This window comes from Acinetobacter sp. C26M (assembly GCF_023702675.1).
In the GTDB taxonomy this organism is placed as follows: domain Bacteria; phylum Pseudomonadota; class Gammaproteobacteria; order Pseudomonadales; family Moraxellaceae; genus Acinetobacter.
The window spans coordinates 2,270,467-2,296,562 of record NZ_CP098478.1; the positions used below are offsets into that span (position 1 = coordinate 2,270,467).

The following is a 26,096-nucleotide window of genomic DNA, read 5'->3' on the forward strand; positions in this document are numbered from 1 at the left end:
CAATCAAAAATTGATATCAATATTCTTTACTATTGCTGAAGCTACATCCACTACACCATTTCCCATTTCAATAACAATTTCAACTAAATCTATAGGATTGACATCAATTGAATGTACAGCAGAATTCTGTTGCTGTTGGTCTTCATTTTCTGATTGTGCTAGTTCATCCATTTTATTTTCTTGGTGATTCATTTCCACCTCTATTATTGATCATTGCATTTAACAACGAACACCCTACTATAAAAATAATTATTGAGCATGATTAAAATAATTTCACTAGTTTTATAAACCCAATACTTACTATTGCCATCGTCTATTCATCTAATAGCTCTTCTTCTCTTAAAATAGAAGTTTAATCTTTTGCTACTTTTCATTTCTTATCATTTATTTTCTTTTGCCATCTTCTGTCAGGTTTTCTGATATCCTACCAAGGTAAGCTGAATCGTACTGTATAACGAGAGGAAAAGCGGCATGCTGCAATGGTTTGAAAAATTAGTTGATCCCTATCCAACGAAAGACTTAAACAAACCATTACCAACTACTTTCTTTGCTTTCGTTTGGCAATCAACCAAAGGTATCCGCCCTTATCTATTTATTTTGATTGCGTGTACCGCAGCTGCGGCCAGTTTTGAAGCACTATTTTTTTCTTATATTGGAAAATTGGTCGATTGGCTGGCGCAAAGCCAACCCAGCACATTCCTAGAAAACAACCAACAGAACCTCACTATCCTTATTAGCATTCTTTTTGCAAATATCTTCTTTGTCAGCCTGCAATCTGTGGTCAAACATCAAGTTTTGTTTAGTAATTTCCCAATGCGCATGCGTTGGCGCTTCCATAACTTGTTATTACAACAGAGCCTAGAATTTTTCCATACTGACTTCGCAGGTCGCCTTTCAGCCAAGGTGATGCAAACAGCTTTGGCTGTACGCGAATTCTGGATGATTTTAGGCGATATGCTGGTTTATGTACTGATCTACTTCATTACCATTAGTGTGGTCTTGGGATCAATTTCTCCTGTACTAATTATTCCCTTAATGTTGTGGCTGGTTTTTTTCATTGTAATTGCCAGCTATTTTATCCCCCGTTTAGGTAAAATTTCCAAAAAACAAGCAGATTCACGTGCTGTCATGACAGGTCGTATAACCGATGCTTATACCAATATCCAAACTGTAAAACTTTTTGCGCATGCAGGCCGTGAAAGCCAATATGCCAAAGAATCCATGCAAGAGTTTATGGTGACGGTTTATAAGCAAATGCGTTTAGGGGTCAAATACGAAATCAGCATTCGGTTACTCAGTGCATTTCTATACATTGGTGTGATTGGCACTTCTGTTTGGTTATGGACACAAGGGCAAGCAGCGATTGGGGTAATTGCAGCCACTACAGCAATGGTACTGAAGCTAGACAGTATGGCTGAGTTTTTAATGTGGCATGTCACCATGTTGTTTGAAAATGTCGGTACCATTCAGGATGGTATGACAACTCTAGGTAAACAGATCCAAATTCAAGACAAGAAAGATGCGACTGAATTAAAAGTTCAACGTGGTGAAATCCGATTCGAGGACGTTAGCTTTGCTTATAACCAAAAAAATGTCATTGAGCATTTTAATCTGACCATCAAACCTGGTGAAAAAATTGGTGTTGTTGGGCGTTCTGGTGCTGGTAAATCAACACTAATCCAATTACTACTACATTTTTACAATATCAACCAAGGTCGTATTTTGATTGATGGTCAAAATATTCATGATGTTACTCAAGACAGCTTACGCGCCAATATTGCATTAGTCACGCAAGATACTTCGTTACTACATCGTACTGTAGCTGAAAATATTAAATACGGTCGTCCAAATGCGACTGAAGCTGAAGTCGAGCTCGCGGTGAAAAAAGCCAGAGCAGAAGAGTTCATTCCACAACTGACAGATCAAAAAGGTCGTGTTGGATTTGATGCCTACGTTGGTGAACGTGGTGTGAAGCTTTCTGGTGGACAGCGTCAACGTATTGCGATATCGCGTGTTTTCCTCAAAGATGCACCGATTCTCATCCTCGATGAAGCAACCAGTGCACTTGATTCAGAAGTCGAAGCAGCGATTCAAAGTAGTTTAAATGACTTGATGGTTGGCAAAACAGTCATTGCAATTGCGCACCGTTTATCTACTATTGCTCAAATGGATCGCCTTATTGTCCTTGATCAAGGTCGAATTGCTGAACAAGGAACACATGAGGAATTGATTGCTAATGATGGCTTGTATGCACAATTATGGAAACGCCAAACAGGTGGTTTTTTAGTTGAACAGCGAGTGACTCAGGACACAGAATAATGTTGTATTTAGAAGACTTAAATATTGGTGATCGTTTTAGCAGCCGCGAATATGAAATGACACTTGAAGAAGTGAAACAATTTGCAGGTCAATACGATCCTCAGCCGTTTCATTTAGATGAACAGGCAGCAGCAGAACATCCTATCTTTCAAGGATTAGCCGCGAGCGGTTGGCATACTTCTGCGGTGACCATGCGTTTATGGACGGAATGTTTTCCCGTTGCAGGTGGTCTGTTAGGCACTGAATCAAGCTTACGCTGGCCTCGCCCAACCCGTGTTGGCGATAAAATTCATGTAGAAATTGAAATTACTGCAATTGTGCCATCTAAAACTAAAAATGATCGTGGTATCGTCAGCTACGTAACACAAGCTTTGAACCAATATGGTGATGTGCTATTAATATCAACAACCAAAATTATGGTCTTTAGAAAACCAACTTGATTCTTGAATATTCGGTGACTGTTTTGTCCAACAATTTTTATGATTGATTATTTTTTTTCATGTAAAGATGTTTAAGACTTAAATGTTTAAAAGATATTGGCAAAATTGATGAGCGCCACGGAAAGCACATGAAAACAACCTCAACTCGTCAAGATCAAGGAATACCAGGCGTCTATGGCTTATTGCTGTTAGATGTAGTTTCTCGCTGGGGATATAGCGATGAAACATTGTTTGCACCGTTTCACTTAACCAGCGAACAACTGGCTGATCCGAACTATCGAATTCCAACACCGATTGCGAATGAATTGGTGAAACACTCTTTGCGCCTTACAGGTGAAAGTACACTGGGCTTTCATCTAGGTACGCAGATGCGTATTTCCATTCATGGCTTTATTGGCTATGCCATTATGACGGCGCATGACATTACCGATGCTATTGCTCTGGCAAGCCGTTTCATTCAGTTACGCCTTCCCTTTTTACAGCTCTATTTCTCTACCTTTGGTCCTAAAGCAACCTTACAGCTACAATGTGATATTGAAGTTGAGCCATTGCGTACAGAAATTATTTTAGGCTTAACCATTGGTATTATGACCATGGCCAAAGCCTTAACCGGAATTGATGACCTTAGCGGTGAGGTTGATCTGGACTTTGCTGAACCTGCTGGCTTTGAAAAATATAAAGATCGATTAACCAGTACAGTACGCTTTAATCAGCCCCATCTGATTTCTAGCTTTGATAAAAAATATCTTGGCTTAAAAATGGTCAATGCAGATCCCATTGCCAGCCAGATTGCCATTAACCAATGCGAAACAGAGCTCTCTGCACTGGGCGAGCGTCGTCGTTTAGCAATGCGCGTACGTGATATTTTAACCAATTCAGAGCAGCATTATCTCAGCATTGAAAGCGTGGCTGAGCGTTTACATATGTCGGATCGCACCTTGAAACGCCAACTTGCTGCGGAAGGTACATCCTTCTCAACCCTCGTCGATGAGGTGCGTTACCGTCATGCAACCTCTTTGCTGTCTCGAACCGATTATAGTTTGGAGCAAATTGCAGATGAACTCGGTTACTCCGATGTCGCGAATTTCAGCCGAGCATTTAAGCGCTGGAGTGGTCGTAGCCCAAGTAACTGGCGTAAAGACCCTTACTTATAAATTTACGAAAGCTTTTGTTTTTATTGAAAAGCATGTATAAACCAAATAAAAATGATACGACAGATTGTTAAGGAGTTGTCATGAATCATCCAGCAGAATTGAAATATGCACGTACGCATGAGTGGGTAAGAATTGAGGGCGACCTCGTTATTACAGGGATTACTGACCATGCACAAGATGAGTTGGGTGATTTAGTCTATGTGGAAACGCCTGAAGTGGGTAGCCATGTCACCGCAACTGAACAAGCTGGCATTGTTGAATCTGTGAAAACAGCCTCTGATATTCACGCACCTGTTTCTGGAACCGTGGTTGAAGTGAATACTGACCTTGAAGATGATCCTGATTTTGTCAATGACGAGCCTTATGGTAAGGGTTGGATCTATAAGATTAAGCCAGACAATATGGCTGATGTTGAAAAATTGCTTTCGAATAGCGAATACGAATCAGGTTTATAATTTTTATAAATCAGACCGATCTATTTGGATTGATATATTAAAAAACCGAGTTAGACCCTCGGTTTTTTATTTTTTAGAACATTGATTATTTCAGTAAAAGCCAAGCATCCTGCCAGTTCGAGCCTGTAGCAGGTACATATTGATGCGCTTGAATGGTACACCAACCGCTATTAGGAAAAGGTTTGCACTGATATATACGTCCATCGCTACCTAATACCTTGGTCCCTGCTTTATAAGTAGCAATACTCTTCGGATAAATAAAATCATAAGAACCACCGCCACTGATCGGGGCACGCTCAATTTTGATTTCGACACGTTGGATACCACTATTTAAACTGCTATAAACATCATTTTTCCCACTTACAGGCACAATATCACCATTGGCATTTTTAACGCCTGCACGTAAGGCACTGTGTTCTCGATTAATAGCTTCTGCCAATAAGCGTGGCCAAACATTTCGATTGCCATTGGCAGTACTGGTAATCCGTAATTCTGTTCTTAAATTTGGATTTTCACCATTGGTATCAAAAACTCGTGTGGATACCCGATCATTTACCAATAGGTCATCAAGCGGATTAATATCACCAATATCGTTCCAGCTTTGAACTGGTTTCGGTGGCTGCGGATCGACTGGTGTTGTTGGACTACCTGAACCGACATTTACATCAATGACATTATAAAAGGCATTACTGGTATCGCCGATATCCCAAACCGCAAGAATGACATGATAACCACTTCGGTCAGCAGGTACATTACATCGATGTGTTTCCACACCGGCAGGTTTTTGGTACTTACCATCTACAGTACAAAAAGGATTTAGATCAAAAGAACTACGTGCTAAAGGTGCTGAAGAGTTCCACCCTTGTTTAGTGATGAAATAACGCCAGCCTTGAGTCACATGTTGTGCTGTAAACTGCCAAGTAAAGTCATTTGCACCTGTGGGCAAATTTGTTTTGAACCATCGTGTCGGTGATTGGGCATTCAATTCTGAAAATTGACTCAAATTTGCATTGGCAATCTGTCCATCTGGTGGTCCAGACTGCGGAAAACCTTTCGGAGCTTCTAAACTTTGCGGCTCCCACACAATGCTGCCACATTGAGTATTCTTATTTAACTTACAGGCATAAGCTCGAGATTCTGGTTTAAGCACATAACCATGAGCAAAAACCAATGAAGGTACTACGGGTAGTACCAATATTCCCATCGAGATTAAACTACGTTTAATAAAGTGATGCATCATCATTATTCTACCTTCGTTATTTCACTTATTTATTGTTGTTAAGCATTGGTGTTCTTAAGACACCTCTTAGACCATAGGTGAGCCGCTTAGACAAGACAACCACCTACTCTGTAATGATCTGTAATATGCCAGTTGACTTGATCACAGGAATAAACAGTTGTGTTGACCCGATCAAATTATTTCACAAATCCAGTATTTTTCAGCGCAATCAAAAAAGCCCAATTCGATTTGAACTGGGCTTTTTTCACAACTTAATTTTCAGGTTCTAAGCAACATAATCGACTTGAATGCCATCAACTTCAGATACCAGATTCTCAAAAGAGAAAATCTCATCAAGTTGAGTCTGAGTCAGTAGACCACGCTCTAGAACCACCTCTTGAATGGTTTTATTCTCAGCAATACATTGTTTACCGATTTCATCGCACAGTGCATGACCTAATAATGGATCAAGCAGCGTAATAATACCCACACTACGCATCACTGCATCATGGCAGGCTTGTTCATTTGCCTTAATACCACGCACACACTTCTCATCCAAGCTTTGGATTGCATGTGTAAGCAGCTCGATGGATTCATTCAATGAAATCGCAATCACAGGTTCCATCACATTGAGTTGTAATTGTCCTGCTTCCGCTGCAAAAGTAATAGTGAGATCATTTCCAATTACTTTAAATGCAATTTGATTCACCACTTCAGGAATCACAGGATTTACTTTTGCAGGCATGATCGAAGAACCAGCCTGTAATTCAGGTAACTGAATTTCACCTAAACCTGTACGCGGTCCAGAACTAAGCAAACGTAAATCATTACTGATCTTTGAAAGCTTACATGCTAGACGCTTCAAAGCACTCGATAAAATGATGAATACACCACAGTCACTGGTTGCTTCAACATAATCTTCTGCACCCACCAGATTCAAACCTGTAATGTCTTTTAAGCAGGAAACGGCTTTGATGGCATAACCCTTTGGTGTATTTACACCTGTGCCAATTGCAGTCGCACCCAAGTTTACTTCAAGCAATAATTCACGAGTCCGTTTGATTAAACGTACATCTTCTTTTAATAAGGTCGCAAAAGCACGGAACTCTTGACCCAATGTCATTGGAACCGCATCTTGCAATTGGGTACGCCCCATCTTTAACACATAGCAGAATTCAATTGCTTTATTTTCAAATGACGTAATTAACTTGTCCATTTGTATGAATAAGGCATCTAAAGAACAATAAGTTGATAGGCGAAGCGCTGTTGGATATACGTCATTGGTCGATTGTGATTTATTGACATGATCATTTGGATGAATCACATCATATTGACCCTTTTGATGACCTAATGATTCAAGCGCAATATTGGCAATCACTTCATTCGTATTCATATTAATTGATGTACCTGCCCCACCTTGATAGATATCAATTGGGAAGGAATCTCGCCATTTTTCTGTGTCAGTGATTAAAGCATCACAGGCATGCTGAATTGCTAAACTTTGAGTTTCAGTAAGTTTGCCAAAGCTTAAATTCGCTTGAGCCGAAGCTTTTTTTACTTGCGCCAATGCGCGAATAAAGTAGCCATTTTGTCCAACTTTTTGCGAAGAGATTTTAAAATTTTCAATTGCGCGTAGTGTATGAATTCCATAATAACTATCGGCTGGAATTTCTTTCGCGCCGAGCAAATCATGCTCTATTCTTATCGTTGCCGTTTGAACCGTTTCCACTTTCCATTTCTCTCAGACAATGCACCCTAATGGTGCAATGAAATAATATGAGAGATTCCACGCAATTTTTCATTAGCAAAAGCGCTTAACATTATATTTTTTTATATTCAAATTTTTCTGAATTGTTGCTGTTGTAACATTATATGTCAAAACTTCTGCCTAGTTTTTAACTGATTTAATTTAATCTACATCTGTACATTTTATAAATTGTAACTTTTGCATACATTTTGAGTTTTTTTTGCACACCGACCACTCATATTTTGATGAAAAAAAATCCTATTTTTTGAATTAAAAAATTAAGATTCATACACTTATTTTAAATTACATAAAATATACAAATTAAATACACAAACATAACAGTATTTTAAAAATCATTTGTGCTTGAATCTGTGACCTTATCAATCCCAAGAATAGTAAATCATTTTTTTAGCTATTCAGGTGTGATTGCAAATTATGGATATGTAAGGACAGGCATCCATTATGAATTTTTCTAATCCCACAGTTGTTGTATTCGTGGTCTATATCCTGGCCATGCTTGGCATCGGTTTATACGCCTATTTTTCTACCAAAAACCTTGACGATTATATTCTTGGAGGCCGAAGTCTAGGCAGTTTTGTGACCGCATTATCTGCGGGTGCATCAGACATGAGTGGTTGGTTACTCATGGGTTTACCTGGCGCAATTTACTTAACTGGCTTATCTGAATCGTGGATTGCCATCGGTTTGATTATCGGTGCATGGCTAAACTGGTATTTGGTTGCTGGACGCTTACGTGTACATACCGAAGTCCAAAACAATGCCCTTACCTTGCCTGATTATTTTACTGGTCGCTTTGATGATCAGAAGAAAATCCTACGCGTCACATCTGCATTGATTATTCTTGTATTCTTTGCGATTTATTGTGCTTCTGGCATGGTCGCTGGTGCACGATTATTCGAAACATTGTTCCACTTGCCATATAGCACAGCCTTATGGTTAGGTGCATTTGCAACCATTGGTTATGTGTGTATTGGTGGTTTCCTTGCAATCAGCTGGACTGATACTTTCCAAGCAGGCTTAATGATTTTTGCATTATTACTCCTTCCAATCGTGACCTACATGTCTCTAGGCATTGGGATGGAAGAGTTTACTGCAGTTGTTGAAAGTGTACGTCCGCATGCGTTTGATTTTGCGACAAACTTAAGCGTTGTTGCGATTCTTTCTGCTGCAGCTTGGGGTCTAGGCTATTTTGGTCAACCGCATATCCTTGTGCGCTTCATGGCTGCGGACTCGGTAAAATCAATTCCAGCAGCTCGCCGTATCGGTATGACATGGATGATTCTATGTCTTGCTGGCGCAGTTGGTTCAGGCTTTATCGGTATTGCTTATTTCCAAATGCATCCTGAATTTGCAGCAGCAGTTACAGCTAACCCTGAAACCGTATTTATGGAACTCACCAAAATCTTATTCAACCCTTGGGTTGTTGGTGTGATCCTTGCTGCAATTCTCTCTGCAATCATGAGTACGTTAAGCTGTCAGCTTCTGGTATGTTCTAGCGCTTTGACAGAAGACTTGTACAAAGGCTTTATCCGTAAAAATGCATCTCAAAAAGAGTTGGTTTGGATTGGTCGTGGAATGGTAATTGCAGTTGCAATGCTTGCGCTTGCACTTGCACAAAATCCGGACAGTAAGGTTCTTGGCCTAGTTGCTTATGCTTGGGCTGGTTTTGGTGCAGCATTTGGTCCATTGATTATTCTTTCATTGTTCTGGAAACGTATGACCTTGAACGGTGCATTGGCAGGTATGGTTGTTGGTGCTGTGACGGTAATCCTATGGAAAAACTTCTTCGGTTACACAGGCATCTATGAAATTATTCCAGGCTTCGTTTTTGCCTTGATCAGTATCGTTGTAGTGAGCTTACTTGGTAAAGCACCAAATGCAGCGGTAACAAGTCGCTTCGAACAAGCTGATGAAATTTATGCGCGTGAAATGAAATAATTCTGATAAAAATTTAAGGGGCTTTCGAGCCCCTTTTCTTTTGCTTAAAATTTTGATTTTGATTTAATTTTTATTTTAGAGCTGTCTTTCACCACCTGCATGACTGGGTAGCTTCGTGTTTCCTTCACACCAGGCAACTGCCATAAGATCTGCCCTGCAATCCGACGAAATTCCTCCATGCCTGCACTCCGCAGTTTGATCAAGAAATCAAATCCACCACTAACCATATGGCATTCCACAATCTCAGGATATTGAGTCACTGCATCAATAAAATCATCCAATACATGTGGTGTGGTCTTATCAAGCAACACTTCCACGAACACTAAAAAGTTCGCATTAAGCTTATTTGGATTGAGTTTTGCCTCATATCCCAAGATAAATTCATCCTTGGTCAGCTTCTGCACGCGCGCCATTACCGCAGTCGGTGATAGGTTCACTAATTCTGCTAATTTACTATTAGAAATTCTCCCATCTGCTTGAAGAATATCCAGAATTTTCAGATCAGTACGATCTAACGCATAAATAGGGCCATTCAACTGAATTTTCCTCTAAAAAATAAGTAAATTATAGTGAGTTACTCGGGATTCATTCTGTAATCATAAATTATCTAAACCTCTCTACTCAATATGTTCTAGAGATTGTTATTGGAATTTAGTATGAATACATTGGATACTCCCGCACAAATGGAAACAGCTCACATCGACGGTTATATTACCGAATTTAAAGAAAAAAGTGAGTTTGAGCAACGCATTAATACAGCTTGGCGACGTGCTGAGCCTGAAGCAGTCGCTGTACTTGCTGAAGCAGCAGATATTTCCCCTGATCTTGACCACAAAATTTATGAACTTGCATTTAGCCTAGCGCATAATTTGCGTGAACGTAAAAGCTCGGCTGGTAAAGCAGGTATTGTTCAAGGTCTTCTACAAGAATTCTCACTTTCGTCACAGGAAGGTGTAGCGTTGATGTGTTTGGCAGAAGCTTTACTTCGTATTCCAGATACAGCAACTCGTGATTTATTGATTCGTGACAAAATCAACCAAGGTAACTGGAAAGATCACGTCGGTCAAAGTAACTTGATGTTCGTAAATGCTGCTGCATGGGGCTTAATGTTAACTGGCAAGTTAATGGAAACACCAAAGCAAACCAGCTTATCGAGTGTTTTGACGGGTCTTTTAGCACGTAGTGGTCGCGGTATTATCCGTAAAGCCGTTGACGTTGCAATGCGTATGATGGGTGAGCAATTCGTTACGGGTGAGACCATCCAAGAAGCACTTGAGCATGCAAAACCATTTGAACACAAAGGTTTCCGCTACTCATACGACATGTTAGGTGAAGCAGCGCTAACTGAACATGATGCAGATCGTTATTACAACGATTACACCCAAGCAATTCATGCCATTGGTAAAGCATCAAATGGTCGCGGTGTTTATGATGGCCCTGGTATTTCAATCAAGCTATCTGCTTTGCACCCACGTTACCAACGTGCACAAATCGACCGCGTTCATCACGAACTTTATAACAAAGTTTTCGAGCTTGCTTGCTTGGCAAAACAATATGACATCGGCTTAAACATCGATGCTGAAGAATCTGAGCGTTTAGAAATTTCACTCGAGTTACTTGAGCGTTTATGCTTCGAGCCAAAACTTGCGGATTGGAAAGGTATTGGCTTCGTAATTCAAGCCTACCAAAAGCGTTGCTTCTACGTTGTGGATTATATCGTTGACCTTGCAAAACGCAGCAACAAACGCCTGATGATCCGTTTGGTGAAAGGCGCATATTGGGACAGCGAAATCAAGAAAGCACAAATTGATGGTATGACTGACTACCCTGTGTTTACCCGTAAAGTTCACACTGACTTGTCATACATCGCTTGTGCGAAAAAACTTCTTGCTGCACCTGATCAAGTGTATCCACAGTTTGCAACACACAATGCGCAATCACTTGCAACGATCTATACCTTGGCCGATCCAAGCAAATATTATCCAGGTCAATACGAGTTCCAATGCTTACACGGTATGGGTGAGCCATTGTACGAACAAGTGGTTGGGTCTAAAGAAGATGGTAAGTTAGGTGTTCCATGTCGTGTTTATGCACCTGTTGGTAACCATGAAACTTTACTCGCTTACTTGGTACGTCGTTTACTTGAAAATGGTGCAAATACATCATTCGTAAACCGTATTGCTGATAAGACTTTAAAAGTTGAAGATTTGATTCAATCTCCAATCAAAGATATTCAAACTTCTGCGAAAGACGAAGGTCAGTTGGGATTAAAACATCCTGCAATTCCACTTCCGCATGATCTGTACCCATTACGCCCTAACTCAAATGGTTTTGATCTGAATAATGATCAACCTTTAACAGATTTAGATGCAACTGCACAGAAACTTCGTAGCCACGTTTGGAAAAGTGCACCATTGCTTGGTTTTGAATCGACAGTTCATGATGAAAGTAATGCACTTGCAATTACAAACCCTGCACAGAATAGTGAAGTTGTAGGCTATGTAAATGAAGCAACCAGTGCAGATGTACAGCTTGCACTTGAAGCAGCAGTACAAGCACAACAAAGCTGGGCTGCAACAGATAAAGTAGAACGTGCTGCTTGCTTAAAACGCGCTGCAGATTTGATGGAAGCTCGCATTCAAGAGTTGATGGTATTGCTTTGCCGTGAAAGTGGTAAAACCTATGCCAATGCGATTGCTGAAGTACGTGAAGCAGTAGATTTCTTGCGTTATTACGCAACTCAAATCGAAGCATTACCTGTAAATGCACAAGTAAAACCACTGGGTACCGTATTGTGTATTAGCCCATGGAACTTCCCTCTTGCGATTTTCTCTGGTCAGATTGCAGCTGCATTGGTCAGTGGTAACTGTGTTATTGCCAAACCTGCTGAACAAACACCATTGATTGCAGCACAAGCAGTTCAAATGCTTTGGGAAGCTGGCGTGCCACACGGCGTTGTTCAACTTCTTCCAGGTCGCGGTGAAACCGTTGGTGCGCAATTAAGCCAAGATGATCGTGTTCAAGGCATCATGTTCACAGGTTCGACTGAAGTTGCAAAAATTTTGCAAAAGACTGTCGCAAAACGCTTGTCTCCAAACGGTCAACCAATTCCGTTAATCGCGGAAACGGGTGGTCAAAATGCGATGATCGTTGATTCATCTGCGTTGACTGAACAAGTGGTTCTCGATGTTGTCAGTTCTGCATTTGACAGTGCGGGTCAACGTTGTTCTGCACTTCGTATCTTATGTGTGCAAGAAGACAGCGCTGCAACAGTTATCAAAATGTTGAAAGGTGCAATGCAACAGTTGATCGTTGGCAACCCTGCGATCTTAAAAACTGACATTGGCCCAGTAATTGATACTGAAGCAAAACAAACCATCGATACGCACATTCAAAAGATGAAATCTAAGGGCTACCCTGTTCATCAATTGATGTTTAACGATGCGGTAAGCCAACAAGCGCTTGCACAAGGTACATTTGTTCCGCCAACAGCGATTGAATTGCCAAACCTTGACGATCTAGAACGCGAAGTGTTTGGTCCTGTATTGCACATCATCACTTATAAGTATGGCGAACTTGAGCAACTGATCGACCGTATCAATGCTAAAGGCTATGGCTTAACTATGGGTCTCCATACACGTATTGATGAAACTATCAATACTGTGATCCAACGTGCTGAGGTGGGTAACTTATATATCAACCGCAACATCGTGGGTGCTGTTGTAGGCGTTCAACCATTTGGTGGTGAAGGCTTATCGGGTACAGGTCCTAAAGCTGGTGGTCCACTTTATATGTACCGCTTGATGGAACATTGTTCAGAGAAAGTATTGGCGACCCCATTTGCGGTGAAAGCTGAAATCTCTCAGTTTGATGCAGTTTCAAATGTTGCTTATCAAAGCTTATTGGCTTGGGCAAACCAAAACATGCCTCAAGCAATTCCAACGATTCCAGCATTTGGTGTAGGTAAGTTCTACGAGTTGCAAGGTCCTACTGGTGAAAGCAACCAATACATTATCTTGCCTCGTCATCGTGTACTTTCGATTGCGAATGATGAAGCAAGCCAGCTTCAACAATTACTTGCGATTTTCTCTGTCAGCAGTACTGCGGCTGTGTTGAAAGACAATGCATTCTTAGTAAAACACAAAGCGTCTTTACCAAAAGATGTCTTAGATGCAATCACCGTGATTTCAAGTGTTGAAAAAGATGCGTTTGATGCCGTGCTTCATCATGGTTCTGTTGAACAGTTGCAAGACTTGCAAACTAAAGTTGCGAATCGTTCAGGTGCGATTGTCGGGATTACCCAGTTACAAGCAAATGAACAAATCCCTTTAGAACGCCTAGTCATTGAACGAGCAATTAGCGTAAACACAGCAGCAGCAGGTGGTAATGCGAGTTTAATGACTTTATCTGAAGACTAATTTTCAGTCTCTTGCGGAACTTCAAACGTTCCTCATCCTAGCCCGAATCATGTTTACATGGTTCGGGTTTTTTATTATTTTAACGTTACCTTTAAAATAGCAATAATAAAATGAGACCATTTAGATGCATTTTTTCTCAGCTCCTGAATATCAACCCAACTGCGCTCAGCTTTTTGAGGATTATAAAAATAAAATCCAGCAACTTATTCCTTTTGCAATTGTTGAACATATAGGTTCATCTGCTATTGCTAACGCAATTTCAAAAGGTGATCTCGATATTTATATTGAAGTACCCGCCCATCAATTTTTAGATTCAATTGAAAAATTACAACAGTTTAATTTTAAAGAAAAATTTGATACATTGCGTACCCACGAACTGTGTATGCTGGAATCTTTAGAACATGATGTAGCCTTACAAGTTGTGGTAACAGGTTCAGAATTTTGCAATTTCATCACCTTTCGGGATCTATTAAGAAACTCGCCCAGCTTGACCCAACAATATAATCAGCTCAAACAAAGGTGTGTTGGCTTATCTCAAGACCAATATCGGAAAATTAAAGCAGATTTTATCCAATCTGTACTCTCTATAGATGCAGCATCTAAATAAGTGAATGTCATAATTTCCTGCACCTTAGCGTGCTTTTTTGATACCATTCCCGTTTAGATTTCACCTGTAGTTTTCTTTTTTATGACCATATCTTACCAACAGCAACTTCAAGAGAAAGTTGAACGTATTACTACACAGTTTGCATCGTTCAATCCACCAGCTTTAGAAGTGTTTCAATCGCCTGAACAACATTTCCGTATGCGTGCAGAATTTCGTATCTGGCATACCGAAGATGATTTGTTCTATGCCATGTTTGAACGTGCTGAAGATGGAAAACAAAAAGAAGTTATCCGCGTGGATGAGTTTCCGATTGCAGATCAAAGCATCAATGATTTGATGCCACGTTTATTAGATGAATTAAAAGCAGTTCCTATTTTATCGCAACGTGTTTTTGAAGCAGACTTTCTCTCAACCTTAAGTGGAGAGATACTGGTCACGCTGATTTACCACCGTAAATTAGATGCTGAATGGGAAACCACGGCTAAAGCACTAGCTGAAAAACTGAATATTAAAATCATGGGTCGTAGCCGTGGCCAAAAAGTGATTATTGGCGAAGACTATGTAGTTGAACAACTTAATGTTCATGGTCGTACCTTTAAATACAAACAAATTGAAAGCAGCTTTACCCAGCCGAATGCGCAAGTGTGTCAACATATGTTGGAATGGGCTTGTGATGCTGCACGAAAGTCCGAAAAAGACCTTCTAGAATTGTATTGTGGTAACGGTAACTTTACTTTGCCACTGTCTTTGAAATTTAAGCGTGTTCTCGCAACTGAACTTGCTAAATCTTCAGTCTACGCAGCGCAATGGAATATTGAGCAAAACCAGATTGAGAATATTCAAGTGGCGCGTTTATCTGCCGAAGAGTTTACTCAGGCATATCAAGGCGAACGCGAATTTAGACGTCTACAAGAAGCCAATATTGATATTCAAGGCTATGACTTTGACACGGTTTTTGTTGATCCTCCTCGCGCAGGAATCGATGATGAAACGCTCAAGCTATTACAAGGTTTTGAACGTATTCTCTATATTTCATGTAACCCAGATACCTTGCATGACAACTTAAAAACACTTAGCCAAACCCATCGAATTGTGAAGTTCGCGATGTTCGATCAATTCCCTTTTACTCATCATGTGGAATCAGGTGTTTTGCTTGAAAAGATTTAAACAAATTATTTCAACGTAACAGTAATTTATAAAGGGTTCGAGTAACCCTTTATTTTTATTCAAAGTATATTTATAAAAAAATGATATTTTTCAAAGGTCAAGTCATTCAAATGTCATAATTTCGTTAAACTTTAAAAGACTCATCGAAAAAATTGAAGTTTAACTGCTGCTTTTATCACTTAAGCTGACTTGTATTTTATTTTAAAGCGGCTATATTTCGACCTATGTTAGGTTGTATATGAAGGCTCTATGAGTTTTTGGCAAAAACTGTTCAATGCAGATGAACAATATAATGAACACAAGAACCAAACTTCTTGCGTTGAAAATGATTGTTCATGCAAAACCAATGAACAACTGTTGGATGCTTTAGTTAAAGCAACAGATGAAGATGTCATTAAAGGCATCAAGAAAGTACTGATTTCTCGAGGCTACAGCCGCAAAGAATTACTTGCGATGATCAAGCCGCCGATCCAATAAAAATAAGCCCACCCTGATCTCTTTCTATCAAGAGATTAGGGTCATCAGCATTACATGCATTTCTCTCTATTCACTTCTGCAACGATTGGCCCTAAGTTAAAACGCTTATCGTGACGTTTGGTTTGTGCTAAGTAGATACTGGAAATCGAGCCATCTAAATACAATGCATTGTCTATTTTCAATTGCTGCTTAAAAAACTGAGCAAATTGGTAAAAACTGACACGTTGCTGTGAAATCACAAAATACAACTGATTACCTTTAACACCAACCCCATTTCTAATTTTTAATGAATTCGAGTCAGCAATAAACTGGCTGTTGATTTTCCCCTGATAGATCAACATCGGCCCTGACTGTGTTGCAAATTTAGCTTTAAATCGATCATGCTTATAATCAGCAGTGCTTTTAATCACAGCGTGATGATCATTCCAAGCAACCACACCATTCGGCTGCATAAAAAAATTACCAAAGCCCTTCGCGACATTGAGCTTAGCCAACTCCTTGCCCTTTTCGATATACAAACCTACAGGTTGAAAATCTGCATGATACATTCCAGCATTCATTGCAAAATTGAGTTTCTCACAAGCAGGTAGTGCTTTCTGAATTGCTGCAAACTTCTGATAATAACGATCGCTCTGGGGTTGCTTTAAAAATAATTGCAGCTGATTTAGGTCCTCAACTTTAATCACATCATATTTTTGTTGATCCAATTGCAAAGTTTCATGCTGCATCGCATACACAGGTGAACTGGCTAAAAATGCAAATGATAGGAAAAACCATTTTTTCATCATAAATACGAAGTTTAAACATTGATTTGCCTCATTGTCCCATAGCAAGGCATACCGCAAAATAGCAGATACAAACGCCACACATAATCTTGAACTTGAGGGTGCAAATAGGCTCGATTGATTCCCAATTTTTCACTAAAATAATAGTGTAAACATCATAGTATCGACATGCAGCAAAAACACCCGCGCTATTCGATTGGCGCTCACCTCATCGTAAAACACTTTGGCTATAGCCATCATGGTATCTATGCAGGTCGTGGACGGGTTATTCATTATTCTGGGTTTGCTCATATTTTTAAAAAGCATCCGATTGAAATGACCTCTATCCAGCGTTTTGCCCGTGGTAAGCCAATTTATACGAGACATTACCATTCCCCACGCTACAAAGCCAAAGCTGTTGTACGGCGTATGCGCTCACGCATGCATGAAAACCATTATCACCTCATTATTAATAACTGTGAGCATTTATGTACATGGGCAATCACAGGTATTGAATCCAGTACTCAAGTTGAGCGGATGCAGCGTCGTTTAGCAACCATTGGTTACGTTAGCTCTGTAATGAGTTATATGAATAGTCTGATGCTCACCGTTGCCACCGCATGTTTTGCCATCGTGTTATATATTAAAGTTATGCTACGTCGGCAAGCAAAGAAATCTGTACCAGCTTACTTGCGACTCAAAGAAAAACGACCCAAAAAATAAGATTCTCATACCTAGATATGTTATTTTTCACACAATTATTGCTTTTTAATTTATCTTGCATTACTATTTCTAGCGATACACATCGTATCGCATCCATATCGAGGGTTTTATGTTGGAGATAGCAGTAATCTGGTAACTACATTTCAATCAAATATTGAAATTGGTTATCTTCGCGAATTTTTTGGCTTCAAGCCTAACTTTGCTTCTGATTACTTATATCTGGATAACAACATGAACTTATCTAAGTCCGAACAACGGACACTTCACGTCTTGGCTAAAGGCGGAAAAATCGTAAAACTTCGCAATGACGCTGGTCAAACCATCGCTGTAGAATGCTATAGCAGAGAAGGTTTCTTGCTGTCCGATTGCAACCTCGAAGTTTTTAATAAGCTAAGAAAGAAAAGACTGATCAAATCCTGTAATGGACAGCCCTATCAAATTAATCTACATGGGCTTAGATCTGTACGCCCTCAGTTAGACAATCGTTAATCAACAATCATAGGCTTTGGATAAACCCATGATTGGTCTTAGATATGTCTATCCTACTGTTGAGTCAATCGGGTCTATCCAAATTAGATATGGTTTATTTTTGAGAAAGAAAATGGAACTAAACGTAATTCAAAATCGCTTAACATTTTTACGTGAAGCGGAAAAATTAAAAAACGTGATTCGCTTTTCACATACATCGAATGGCCGTCAGGAAAGCACCGCAGAACACAGCTGGCGTTTATGCTTAATGGCAGTGGTTTTTGCTGATCAATTTAAAGACATTGATTTTGAGAAGTTACTAAAAATGTGTTTAATTCATGACCTTGGTGAAGCGATTCATGGTGATATTCCAGCCATTCTGAAAGATCAATTTCCAACGAAGAATCAGCAGGAAAAACAAGATCTTTACCAATTAACTGAATGTTTAGATGATCAACCTCAAATGTTAATTCGATCACTTTGGCAAGAATATGAAGATGCAACAACACCCGAAGCAAAAATCGTCAAGGCATTAGATAAGTTAGAAACCATCCTTCAACACAATCAAGGAATCAACTCACCTGATTTTGATTATGAATTTAACTTAAGTTATGGAGAGAAATATACAAATGACTCTCCGATACTCAAACAAATTCGAGCAATTTTAGATGAGGAAACGCAAGAGAAAATTAAGATGAATATACATATTCGTGATGAAAACCCATCTGACATTCAGAGCATTTTTGATTTAACCCAAGCTGCTTTTGCAACAGAAGTACATTCAAGCCATACTGAACAATTCATTGTGAATGCACTACGTGATTCCAATCAGCTCACGCTTTCCCTAGTCGCGGAATGTAGTAATAAGATTATTGGTCATATTGCCTTTTCACCCGTGCAGATTTCTGATGGCACAACAGGTTGGTATGGGCTTGGTCCGATCTCAGTACTCCCAGAATATCAGGGTCAAGGAATCGGTTCTCAACTTATGCACGCTGGCTTGGAAGCACTCAAAGATTTAGATGCTGTTGGCTGCGTTCTACTTGGTGACCCACAGTATTACGGCCGATTCGGTTTTAAAGCAGACTCAAGACTGATATTAGCTGATGTCCCTGCCGAATATTTCCAAGCCTTGCCTTTTACAGAACATGTACCGACAGGTGAAGTGGTTTATAGTGATGCATTTAATGCCACAGCATAAGCTCACAGACTGAATCACATTCAAATAGAAGTTCGTATCAAATCGGTATGAACTTCTATTCCCTCAACAGGACAAAAGCGTAACTTCAGAAGCTTGCAAGACCGCCTCAAATGTCTCTGCATATCCTGCGATCAACTCGGCCTTATCTGTCCCATTAATGATTCGCCTAGCACCTATATAGTCTTTATGATTCAGCTTGATATAATCAGATAGTTTTTTACCCGTAAACATACCCTTTTTCATTCCAACAATCATGACACGGGCTGCAATATCTGCTTGTAAAGCCAGTTTTGGATTTTTCACTAAATCAATTTTTAAATAATCCCCCATTCGCTTATAGTTTGCCAACCATGTTAGTTGCACATAGCCATAGCCGATATAGGGATAATATTGCTTAGACTTTAAATACTTTTCTGAACCATACTCAATTACAGGTTGCATCGTTTTAGCCGTTTCGTGCCAAGCCGTTGCCAATATATAAGCCGCTTGGGCAGATGTAATCGTCCCATCTTCATCCAGCACTGAAACCAGAAAATTCATTCCATCGACTTGAAGCTGAGTTAATTTTCCAAATGTGTGGCGCAAAATATCAAAACCGTGTTGTGTTATTTTCATGTCATTTTCCTCTTTATAATAAAAAACCGCCCGAAGGCGGCATTGGATTGTTTTTCTTTAGAATTTGTCTTTAAAGTCTTTCACCTCTTTTGCTACATCCAAGATGGTTGAATCTTCTCGTGCATTAATATAATTAAAGGTCCAACGAATAATCGCCCATACCGGCAAACCACAAAGGAAGTACAAACCGCCTAAGGCAAATGCGCCATACGGGTTTTGACTCCATTCTTGTAAGCCAAAATGCTGAATCACAAAAGCACCTCCTGCAATACTGCCAACGGCTGTTGAAATAAGTGAAACCACCCATTCACGTCGAGACTTGGGTAACCGTGTCATAATCACCACCATCCATGCCAAAAACATAAAAGTGAGTGCCATGACAACAATAAAAAATACTCCATAAGATTTAATTACGGCTGCAATCCCTGCACCCGTTGAAACAAACTCTGTCATTATTTCTCCTCCATAAATAGAAAGGCCTTAACTTATGTAAAGTTAAGACCTAGGCTGACATTTTAAGCAAAGCCACGTAGCGGACTACTCTCAATTTATTTTGATCACCATTGCTTAATTATTTACTTTAAATTCATACTATTGCGGATAATGCATCATCTCTCTTTGTTGGTGGTGAAACTGTACAAAATCACCTGCATTCACTTGTAAGCCCAAGATTTCACCTTTACTGGTTAAGTGATAATAGATATTGTCTTCAAGCGCAGATGGCATTTTATAATCCAGGCTGACATAGGCCTCTCGCAGATCAAAATCCAACTGCTTTAAATCCTCTTGTGCCACAATGTGATAATACTTCGGCAATTTTAGGGAGTTGGTTGAATGCCACTCTCCAACAAGTTCATAGTCAACATAGACCTTCATCGATTGAGAACCAGCAATCTCAAAGGTCACAATTGGGTTTTCTGATGGGTTAGCTTCAATAAAAGTGACGTTATTCAGACTATTATATTCGCCCAAAGTCACCACAAATTTATCATCCAAAAAATAGCTATGAATGACAAATCCACGCTCAATTTGGCTTAACCTCACCTGATGTTCAGGTTGATGATCCACACCTAAAATAACGATTGACCGTTGCGCTGTATTTGCACTGCTAAAAGAAAATTGACCTCTCTGTGCTTGGAAATAAGCAGATAAAGGTAGTTGGTACTCACCCTTCACTTTGACAGAACCTAATTGAGCATTCCCTTCGATATATGCAATCGCTGTGAGATCAGGTGTTGTTTGCATGATTGCAGACACAATCTCAGCATAAGAAAGAATATCTAAGTGTTTAATTGAAAAAGAACCCAACATCATATTATTGACACAATTCATTTTAATCACCTTGCGTTATTGAGCGGCTTTTAAAGCATCCACTTATAAAATGAAAATGGACGATTGCTTATCTTCAGATATAAAAAAACTCGGCTCCTGACGGATACCGAGTTTTTAGGCAATAAAAAAGCCCATCTATCAAATGAGCTTTTTAATTATGATCGAAAATTTTATATTACGACCAGTATAATAAAACTATAGCTTAGTTTCCTCAAAAATGGAATCATTAAATCATTGGCTCTTTGTAAATATTTCTTTCCTTATTTTTTAACCCATGTATAAATCCTAAAATTAATCAACCTAATCAAAGTTCAATCATTAAATCATTTATATACGCTTTTGATATCTTTCTTATTTAGAATTAAAAAGGTTTACGCAATATTTGTAGTTTTCCTCTATACTTACATGCCCACCAACATGAACACATGAGCAAAAATTTTCCATCTGATTGTATTTTATTGATTTAGGTACATCAACACCATAGCATCTAGAATCTAATCGAACAGGCTTCCTCGGAAACAATGAATTCGAGCTATACATTGAATAGAAAATTCCGCCACAGACAATAACGATTAAAGTCAAAATAGATGAATGTTTTTTTAACATTAATAGTCTCCTTGTTATTAGATATATTTATATTCCACACATATTAAAAGCCCACATTAAAATGAGCTTTTTAATAAAGAATACTTAAATAATAAAATTAGAATAAATGCAAGTATAAAGTTGATAATTATATCAATAAAATATCATGCTTTCATTATATTATAAGTATCTCTTCTATATTTTTCTATTGCTATTTCTGCTTCTTGAATTGCAGTTTCAAGCACATTTATGAGTTTAATCTCGTAGCATTTCCATGTCTTTCTATAACAATCAACACTCATTTGATGGCGGCTAATCCCAGCATAAGCCAGACGCCCTTTTGCAGTATAGTTTTCCTCTAAATCAGGTTCTAATACAAAATCCAATACCATCCGTGCTATCAATCCTGCCAAATGGTGCATCGCAATACGTTCTGGCTCTCGTTTTTTATCTCGTAGGGCTTGTTCAATAAATACTTTAGCCAAATGCTGACAGACATCGTCATAGTCTTGCTTGCCTTTATGTTCGAACACAATCAATGCCGTGACCGACTTTGCCAATTGGTTTTGCATTGAGGCAATCACACCTAAACGATCTTCATAACTCAATGTTCTCTCACCTGTTCCACGCACAAAAGGCTCTAAATTTGGCGAACACAAGCTTAGCCCCTGCATTAACCATTCAAATTTTTCAAACTTTGCTACATTTGCATTCATTACTTCACCTCTTACTGATTTATATATTTTGTGATTTAGCGATCATTGTATTTGTTGCGTTTAGTGATACTTTTCTCTCGCTTCTACAATATTCATAGCCTGTTGAATTTCTTCAAATCTAGCTTTTGTACATGGCCGAGTTGCACTTTTGATTTGAGAAATATAACTATGTGCACAGCCTAAAATACCTACCAATGCTTTTGCCCGTCCCTTGTGTGCATCTAACCACTGGCTAAACATCTGAATTTGGACATCTGTTGCCTGATTGGCGATTCTTATACTTTTCTTTAACTCTTTTTCTGTTTTTTCTGGTGATACAAACTTAACAATATGACTTGGTCTTGCTTTCAAGCGTTGCTCATATGTATTTTGGATCTTTGTAATTACATTACCTTGAGCCAACCATGCTTCGATTTCCGCATCAAGATTTTGCTTAATATGCATGTTTGGATTGATTGCCTTGTTCATGCCGCACCTCCAGCATTTAACCTAATGAATAAGACAATTATATTAGCAAACTAATATCAATTCAATAAGAATACTAATTTGACTTCACATTAGCTTGCTAATATTCTTAATTTATTGATTTAAGGTGCATTAAAATGCTTAAAGATCGGCTCAAAGAAGCAAGAAAAAAAGCCAAGAAGTCGCAGAAAGATGTGGTTGCTGCTGTTGGCATTACCCAATCCGCGCTCAGCCAGCTTGAAACAGGACTGGTAAGCTCCTCATCACATTTACCTTCGATTGCTAATTTTCTAGGTGTAGATGCTTATTGGTTACAAACAGGTCAAGGACATGCCGCACTGAAAGAATCTGGCCATGAAGATGCTTCAAATATCTCCCCTGTAAAAGCCAATATGGCTCCAGTGCTTTCTTGGGTACAAGCGGGTGTTTTTACTAATGTTGAATCGGTTGATATCACACAAGTTGAGGAATGGCTGCCATTGCCAGACGATTGTGATGACTGCTTCTACTTAAAAGTACAAGGTCTCAGTAATTATCCTGTCTTTCATGAGGGTGATTACATCTTGGTTGATCCAACCGTGCAATATAGCGATATGCAGTCAGGTGACATGATTGTGGTGAGAAAGCATGAAGATGCAACATTTAAGCGCCTAGTGGTCGAAACTGATAATTCAAGATATCTGCAAGCATTGAATCCAGAATTCAAACCCAACATCATTCCACTGGATGAAGAATGTATTTTTGTCGGTGAAGTGGTAGACTCCATTCGTTATATTTACCAATCCAAACGCCGATCGAAGATAAAACATAGCTAATGGATAAAGACTTATTTATTAGTATTCTTATTTAAAGCTAATATTAGTATTTTAATTATTTATATCATCAAACTCATATAAAAAAGCCTAGATGATGATCTAGGCTTTTTTATTCAATGTCATATTACTTTGCAGCAGTTGCTTCAGTTGTAATATTCACCGTGATCTTATCACCGACATTGGGTACGTAGTTGCCGATACCGAATGCTGAACGGTTAAAACTGGTTGTTGCATTAAAACCGATTGCAGGTACTTTCGCCATTGGATGCTCGCCTTGTTTATTCAGTACAGCATCTAATACCACAGGTTTAGTCACACCTTTAACCGTTAAATCACCTGTAATTTTGAAGTGTTTTTTGTCTTTGGTTTCTACTTTAGTACTTTTAAAAGTAATGTTTGGATATTTCGCAGCATTAAACCAAGCTTCTTCTTGGAACTCTTTATCCAAAGCAGCAACATTGGTATTTACACTGCTTAAAGGAATAGTTACTTCTACAGATGAATTTGCAGGTTTTGCAGTATCAACTTTAATCGTACCTTGGATGTCAGTGAAATTTGCACTTGGTGTAGAGAAACCAAAGTGATTCCAGCTGAATACGGTCGCAGTATGCGTTGGGTCAATTTTATAGTCGACTGGTGCAGCCAAAGTTACAGAACTAGCTAAAGCGACTGCTAAACCGAGGTTTAATGTTTTAAATTGCATTTTTGGTATCCTTGTTTGATATAGTGATTAGTGTATAGATCAAGTATTTTTATTCACTAGTCTTTATAAAACGATATGTTTCACCAGTGCAACAATAAAAGCGTTACAGCGCTTATCAAAAATCAATATCATAAGACCATTCGATACTGGACAATTGATCAGCAAGATCACATGATCAATGGGTATATTTTGATTTAGATACTTCACGATAAACAACAAGGTAAAACATGACACATACAGCACAAGCACTTAGTACATCTACACCTTATCGCGTTACGTTAACAGATCCTGCTGGTCATACTTGGTATGCAGATGAGCCTACAGATAAAGGTGGTCAAGATACTGCACCCAACCCAGTTCAGCTTTTACTTTCGGCTTTAGGTGCCTGTACGACCATTACCTTAGAAATGTATGCCAATCACAAAGGGATTAAGCTTGATCATGTTCAGGTTGATTTAGCCTTAAATCCCAATGGTGAACCTGAATCAGGTCAAAATAATATTGAACGTAAAATTATCTTAAAAGGTGAATTTACCGAAGATCAGCATAAACGTTTATTAAAAGTCGCGGAAAGTTGCCCGATTCATAAATTGTTAACGTCAAATATTTCGATTCAGAGTGAATTGAGTATTGGGTAAATGGTCCTTACACTAAATTTCAATCACATCCGTATGCCATTCCAATGAGCCACTCATCGAAATATCTATTGCTCGATCGACAATATTTGTGAGCTCATTTGGAATAAATGAATATAAATTTTCCCCATCGAAATGAGTCCAAAATTCAGGTGGTGGAGTGTCACAACCATCTATAAAGCCAGCCGTTTCTTTTTCACTCAAACCGTCAAACATTGATGAGTGCACATCAAATACTAATATTTTTCCCTTTAACTTTACCCAGCTTGGCATGTGATGATATTTCACCCGAGCTTGCATAGCCTCTTCAAAATAGGCCTGTATGCGATAAGCATAATCGCCGCCACCCAATGCTTGGTCACCATTTTTGTTTTGGAAACGTTCCTGTAATGCGCGATATAAGAAATTATATTGTACGCACTGCCAAAATATTTCTTTTTTATTTAAATTTTCCAAATACCAATATTTAATATCATTTAATATTTCATCAAAAGCATGAAGTTCGAATTCTTTTTTCATCACAACACCTTAATCTTTTTAATTTTCAATGAAGTCCCAGTAATCTGCTATATAGTTATCTGTTTCATTTTTTAGATGAATAGAATGAATATGTATCCCTTCCTCTTTTATTTTCTCAGTAATTTTAATCCCCGGCTTCGAACCAGACTCATTTCATCTCCTAAAAGAGATTTGGAATCATAGCATCCTGCCGACAAGGTATGGGCATTAAAATAATCTTCATCTAGATATAAACAAATTTCACTCGCAAACATATCTGGTTGCACAATGACACATGCCACTTTACAAAATTTTGTCCCAACGGGCTTAGCATCAATTAAATACTGACAAGCATTAATAAGATATCGAGCACACTCAGCCTTTATTTCTTGTTGAGCATGTTTTCCTCGAACCATATTTAATGGGCACAGGTATCTTCCAATTATAATACCGCTCTTCATACCCCTCTAAATCAGGGAAATACCCTTTAAAACTTTCGCTCCAACGCCGAAAATTTCTTAATTTACGTGGAATTCCCCGTTCTTTTTATTTGATAATGCAAACCGTCTCATTTTTATATTCCATTTAATCATCATAAAAAAGCGCTCTAACTA

26 protein-coding genes and 1 pseudogene are annotated in these 26,096 nt (G+C 38.9%); 14 read left to right on the top strand and 13 right to left on the bottom strand.

Annotated elements, in window-relative coordinates:
* Positions 1–3: 3 nt before the first annotated feature.
* Complete coding sequence (locus tag NDN11_RS10380; RefSeq protein WP_251109569.1) at positions 4–192, bottom strand: hypothetical protein; 189 nt, start codon at positions 190–192, stop codon at positions 4–6.
* 279 nt (positions 193–471) lie between these two features.
* On the opposite strand from NDN11_RS10380, the gene NDN11_RS10385 reads away from it, so the two are divergent.
* From NDN11_RS10385 to gcvH, 4 genes are all read left to right on the top strand, one after another.
* Entirely contained in the window at positions 472–2,319 is a 1,848-nt protein-coding gene (locus NDN11_RS10385; RefSeq protein ID WP_251109570.1) for an ABC transporter ATP-binding protein, read from the top strand.
* Entirely contained in the window at positions 2,319–2,759 is a 441-nt protein-coding gene (locus NDN11_RS10390; protein ID WP_004807678.1) for a MaoC family dehydratase, read from the top strand. The genes NDN11_RS10385 and NDN11_RS10390 overlap by 1 nt, the downstream gene beginning before the upstream one ends.
* A 128-nt stretch (positions 2,760–2,887) precedes the next feature.
* Entirely contained in the window at positions 2,888–3,913 is a 1,026-nt protein-coding gene (locus tag NDN11_RS10395) for an AraC family transcriptional regulator (protein ID WP_167247594.1), read from the top strand.
* An 80-nt stretch (positions 3,914–3,993) separates the two neighbouring features.
* A complete protein-coding gene (gene gcvH, locus NDN11_RS10400; protein ID WP_251109571.1) occupies positions 3,994–4,368 on the top strand; it encodes a glycine cleavage system protein GcvH in 375 nt (124 codons plus the stop codon).
* 85 nt (positions 4,369–4,453) lie between these two features.
* On the opposite strand, the gene NDN11_RS10405 is transcribed toward gcvH, so the two are convergent.
* Both NDN11_RS10405 and aspA read right to left on the bottom strand, forming a co-directional pair.
* Positions 4,454–5,611: a lytic polysaccharide monooxygenase gene (locus NDN11_RS10405; protein WP_251109572.1), complete on the bottom strand. Its 1,158-nt coding sequence runs from the start codon at positions 5,609–5,611 to the stop codon at positions 4,454–4,456.
* 262 nt (positions 5,612–5,873) lie between these two features.
* Positions 5,874–7,316 carry an aspartate ammonia-lyase gene (aspA, locus tag NDN11_RS10410; RefSeq protein ID WP_251109573.1) on the bottom strand — a complete coding sequence of 481 codons (1,443 nt, stop codon included), beginning with the start codon at positions 7,314–7,316 and terminating at the stop codon, positions 5,874–5,876.
* Positions 7,317–7,796: 480 nt separating this feature from the next.
* Here aspA and putP point away from each other — a divergent pair, with 480 nt between their 5' ends.
* Entirely contained in the window at positions 7,797–9,293 is a 1,497-nt protein-coding gene (putP, locus tag NDN11_RS10415) for a sodium/proline symporter PutP (protein WP_167247599.1), read from the top strand.
* 44 nt (positions 9,294–9,337) lie between these two features.
* On the opposite strand, the gene NDN11_RS10420 is transcribed toward putP, so the two are convergent.
* Positions 9,338–9,829 carry an Lrp/AsnC ligand binding domain-containing protein gene (locus NDN11_RS10420; protein ID WP_167247601.1) on the bottom strand — a complete coding sequence of 164 codons (492 nt, stop codon included), beginning with the start codon at positions 9,827–9,829 and terminating at the stop codon, positions 9,338–9,340.
* A 120-nt stretch (positions 9,830–9,949) separates the two neighbouring features.
* Between NDN11_RS10420 and putA the strand changes: the two genes are divergently transcribed.
* From putA to NDN11_RS10440, 4 genes are all read left to right on the top strand, one after another.
* Positions 9,950–13,711, top strand: coding sequence for a trifunctional transcriptional regulator/proline dehydrogenase/L-glutamate gamma-semialdehyde dehydrogenase (putA, locus tag NDN11_RS10425; RefSeq protein ID WP_251109574.1), 3,762 nt, complete (start codon positions 9,950–9,952; stop codon positions 13,709–13,711).
* A 124-nt stretch (positions 13,712–13,835) separates the two neighbouring features.
* Complete coding sequence (locus NDN11_RS10430) at positions 13,836–14,318, top strand: GrpB family protein (RefSeq protein WP_251109575.1); 483 nt, start codon at positions 13,836–13,838, stop codon at positions 14,316–14,318.
* An 81-nt stretch (positions 14,319–14,399) separates the two neighbouring features.
* Complete coding sequence (gene trmA, locus NDN11_RS10435; protein ID WP_251109576.1) at positions 14,400–15,485, top strand: tRNA (uridine(54)-C5)-methyltransferase TrmA; 1,086 nt, start codon at positions 14,400–14,402, stop codon at positions 15,483–15,485.
* Between the two features lie 249 nt (positions 15,486–15,734).
* Positions 15,735–15,962: a hypothetical protein gene (locus tag NDN11_RS10440; RefSeq protein ID WP_004653128.1), complete on the top strand. Its 228-nt coding sequence runs from the start codon at positions 15,735–15,737 to the stop codon at positions 15,960–15,962.
* A gap of 50 nt (positions 15,963–16,012) precedes the next feature.
* On the opposite strand, the gene NDN11_RS10445 is transcribed toward NDN11_RS10440, so the two are convergent.
* On the bottom strand, positions 16,013–16,750 hold the full coding sequence (locus NDN11_RS10445; protein ID WP_251109577.1) for a phosphodiester glycosidase family protein: 738 nt from the start codon (positions 16,748–16,750) through the stop codon (positions 16,013–16,015).
* Positions 16,751–16,915: 165 nt separating this feature from the next.
* Between NDN11_RS10445 and NDN11_RS10450 the strand changes: the two genes are divergently transcribed.
* The 3 genes from NDN11_RS10450 to NDN11_RS10460 all read left to right on the top strand — a co-directional run bounded on the left by NDN11_RS10450 (position 16,916) and on the right by NDN11_RS10460 (position 19,118).
* Positions 16,916–17,449, top strand: a complete 534-nt coding sequence (locus NDN11_RS10450) for a lecithin retinol acyltransferase family protein (RefSeq protein WP_251109578.1) — start codon at positions 16,916–16,918, stop codon at positions 17,447–17,449.
* Between the two features lie 231 nt (positions 17,450–17,680).
* The gene (locus NDN11_RS10455) at positions 17,681–17,938 is read left to right on the top strand and encodes a YjhX family toxin (RefSeq protein WP_005189278.1); all 258 of its coding nucleotides are present in this window, start codon (positions 17,681–17,683) and stop codon (positions 17,936–17,938) included.
* Between the two features lie 112 nt (positions 17,939–18,050).
* Complete coding sequence (locus NDN11_RS10460) at positions 18,051–19,118, top strand: bifunctional HD family hydrolase/N-acetyltransferase (protein WP_251109579.1); 1,068 nt, start codon at positions 18,051–18,053, stop codon at positions 19,116–19,118.
* A 63-nt stretch (positions 19,119–19,181) separates the two neighbouring features.
* Here the strand turns inward: NDN11_RS10460 and NDN11_RS10465 are convergent, their stop codons facing one another.
* The 5 genes from NDN11_RS10465 to NDN11_RS10485 form a co-directional block, all read right to left on the bottom strand.
* Positions 19,182–19,733 (bottom strand): hypothetical protein, encoded by a 552-nt coding sequence (locus tag NDN11_RS10465; protein WP_251109580.1) that lies wholly within the window; start codon positions 19,731–19,733, stop codon positions 19,182–19,184.
* 57 nt (positions 19,734–19,790) lie between these two features.
* On the bottom strand, positions 19,791–20,186 hold the full coding sequence (locus NDN11_RS10470) for a hypothetical protein (RefSeq protein ID WP_005316091.1): 396 nt from the start codon (positions 20,184–20,186) through the stop codon (positions 19,791–19,793).
* Positions 20,187–20,324: 138 nt separating this feature from the next.
* Positions 20,325–21,065, bottom strand: coding sequence for a hypothetical protein (locus NDN11_RS10475; RefSeq protein WP_251109581.1), 741 nt, complete (start codon positions 21,063–21,065; stop codon positions 20,325–20,327).
* 749 nt (positions 21,066–21,814) lie between these two features.
* A complete protein-coding gene (locus NDN11_RS10480; protein ID WP_167247617.1) occupies positions 21,815–22,366 on the bottom strand; it encodes a hypothetical protein in 552 nt (183 codons plus the stop codon).
* Positions 22,367–22,426: 60 nt separating this feature from the next.
* Positions 22,427–22,834 carry a hypothetical protein gene (locus tag NDN11_RS10485; RefSeq protein ID WP_251109582.1) on the bottom strand — a complete coding sequence of 136 codons (408 nt, stop codon included), beginning with the start codon at positions 22,832–22,834 and terminating at the stop codon, positions 22,427–22,429.
* Between the two features lie 134 nt (positions 22,835–22,968).
* Between NDN11_RS10485 and NDN11_RS10490 the strand changes: the two genes are divergently transcribed.
* Positions 22,969–23,646 carry a LexA family protein gene (locus tag NDN11_RS10490; RefSeq protein WP_167247621.1) on the top strand — a complete coding sequence of 226 codons (678 nt, stop codon included), beginning with the start codon at positions 22,969–22,971 and terminating at the stop codon, positions 23,644–23,646.
* A 124-nt stretch (positions 23,647–23,770) separates the two neighbouring features.
* Here the strand turns inward: NDN11_RS10490 and NDN11_RS10495 are convergent, their stop codons facing one another.
* A complete protein-coding gene (locus NDN11_RS10495; protein ID WP_251109583.1) occupies positions 23,771–24,349 on the bottom strand; it encodes a YceI family protein in 579 nt (192 codons plus the stop codon).
* Between the two features lie 227 nt (positions 24,350–24,576).
* On the opposite strand from NDN11_RS10495, the gene NDN11_RS10500 reads away from it, so the two are divergent.
* A complete protein-coding gene (locus tag NDN11_RS10500; RefSeq protein WP_251109584.1) occupies positions 24,577–24,987 on the top strand; it encodes an OsmC family protein in 411 nt (136 codons plus the stop codon).
* Positions 24,988–24,999: 12 nt separating this feature from the next.
* Here the strand turns inward: NDN11_RS10500 and NDN11_RS10505 are convergent, their stop codons facing one another.
* Positions 25,000–25,503, bottom strand: a complete 504-nt coding sequence (locus NDN11_RS10505; RefSeq protein WP_251109585.1) for a hypothetical protein — start codon at positions 25,501–25,503, stop codon at positions 25,000–25,002.
* An 18-nt stretch (positions 25,504–25,521) separates the two neighbouring features.
* Positions 25,522–26,054: pseudogene (locus NDN11_RS10510) on the bottom strand (DUF3916 domain-containing protein).
* Positions 26,055–26,096: the final 42 nt, after the last annotated feature.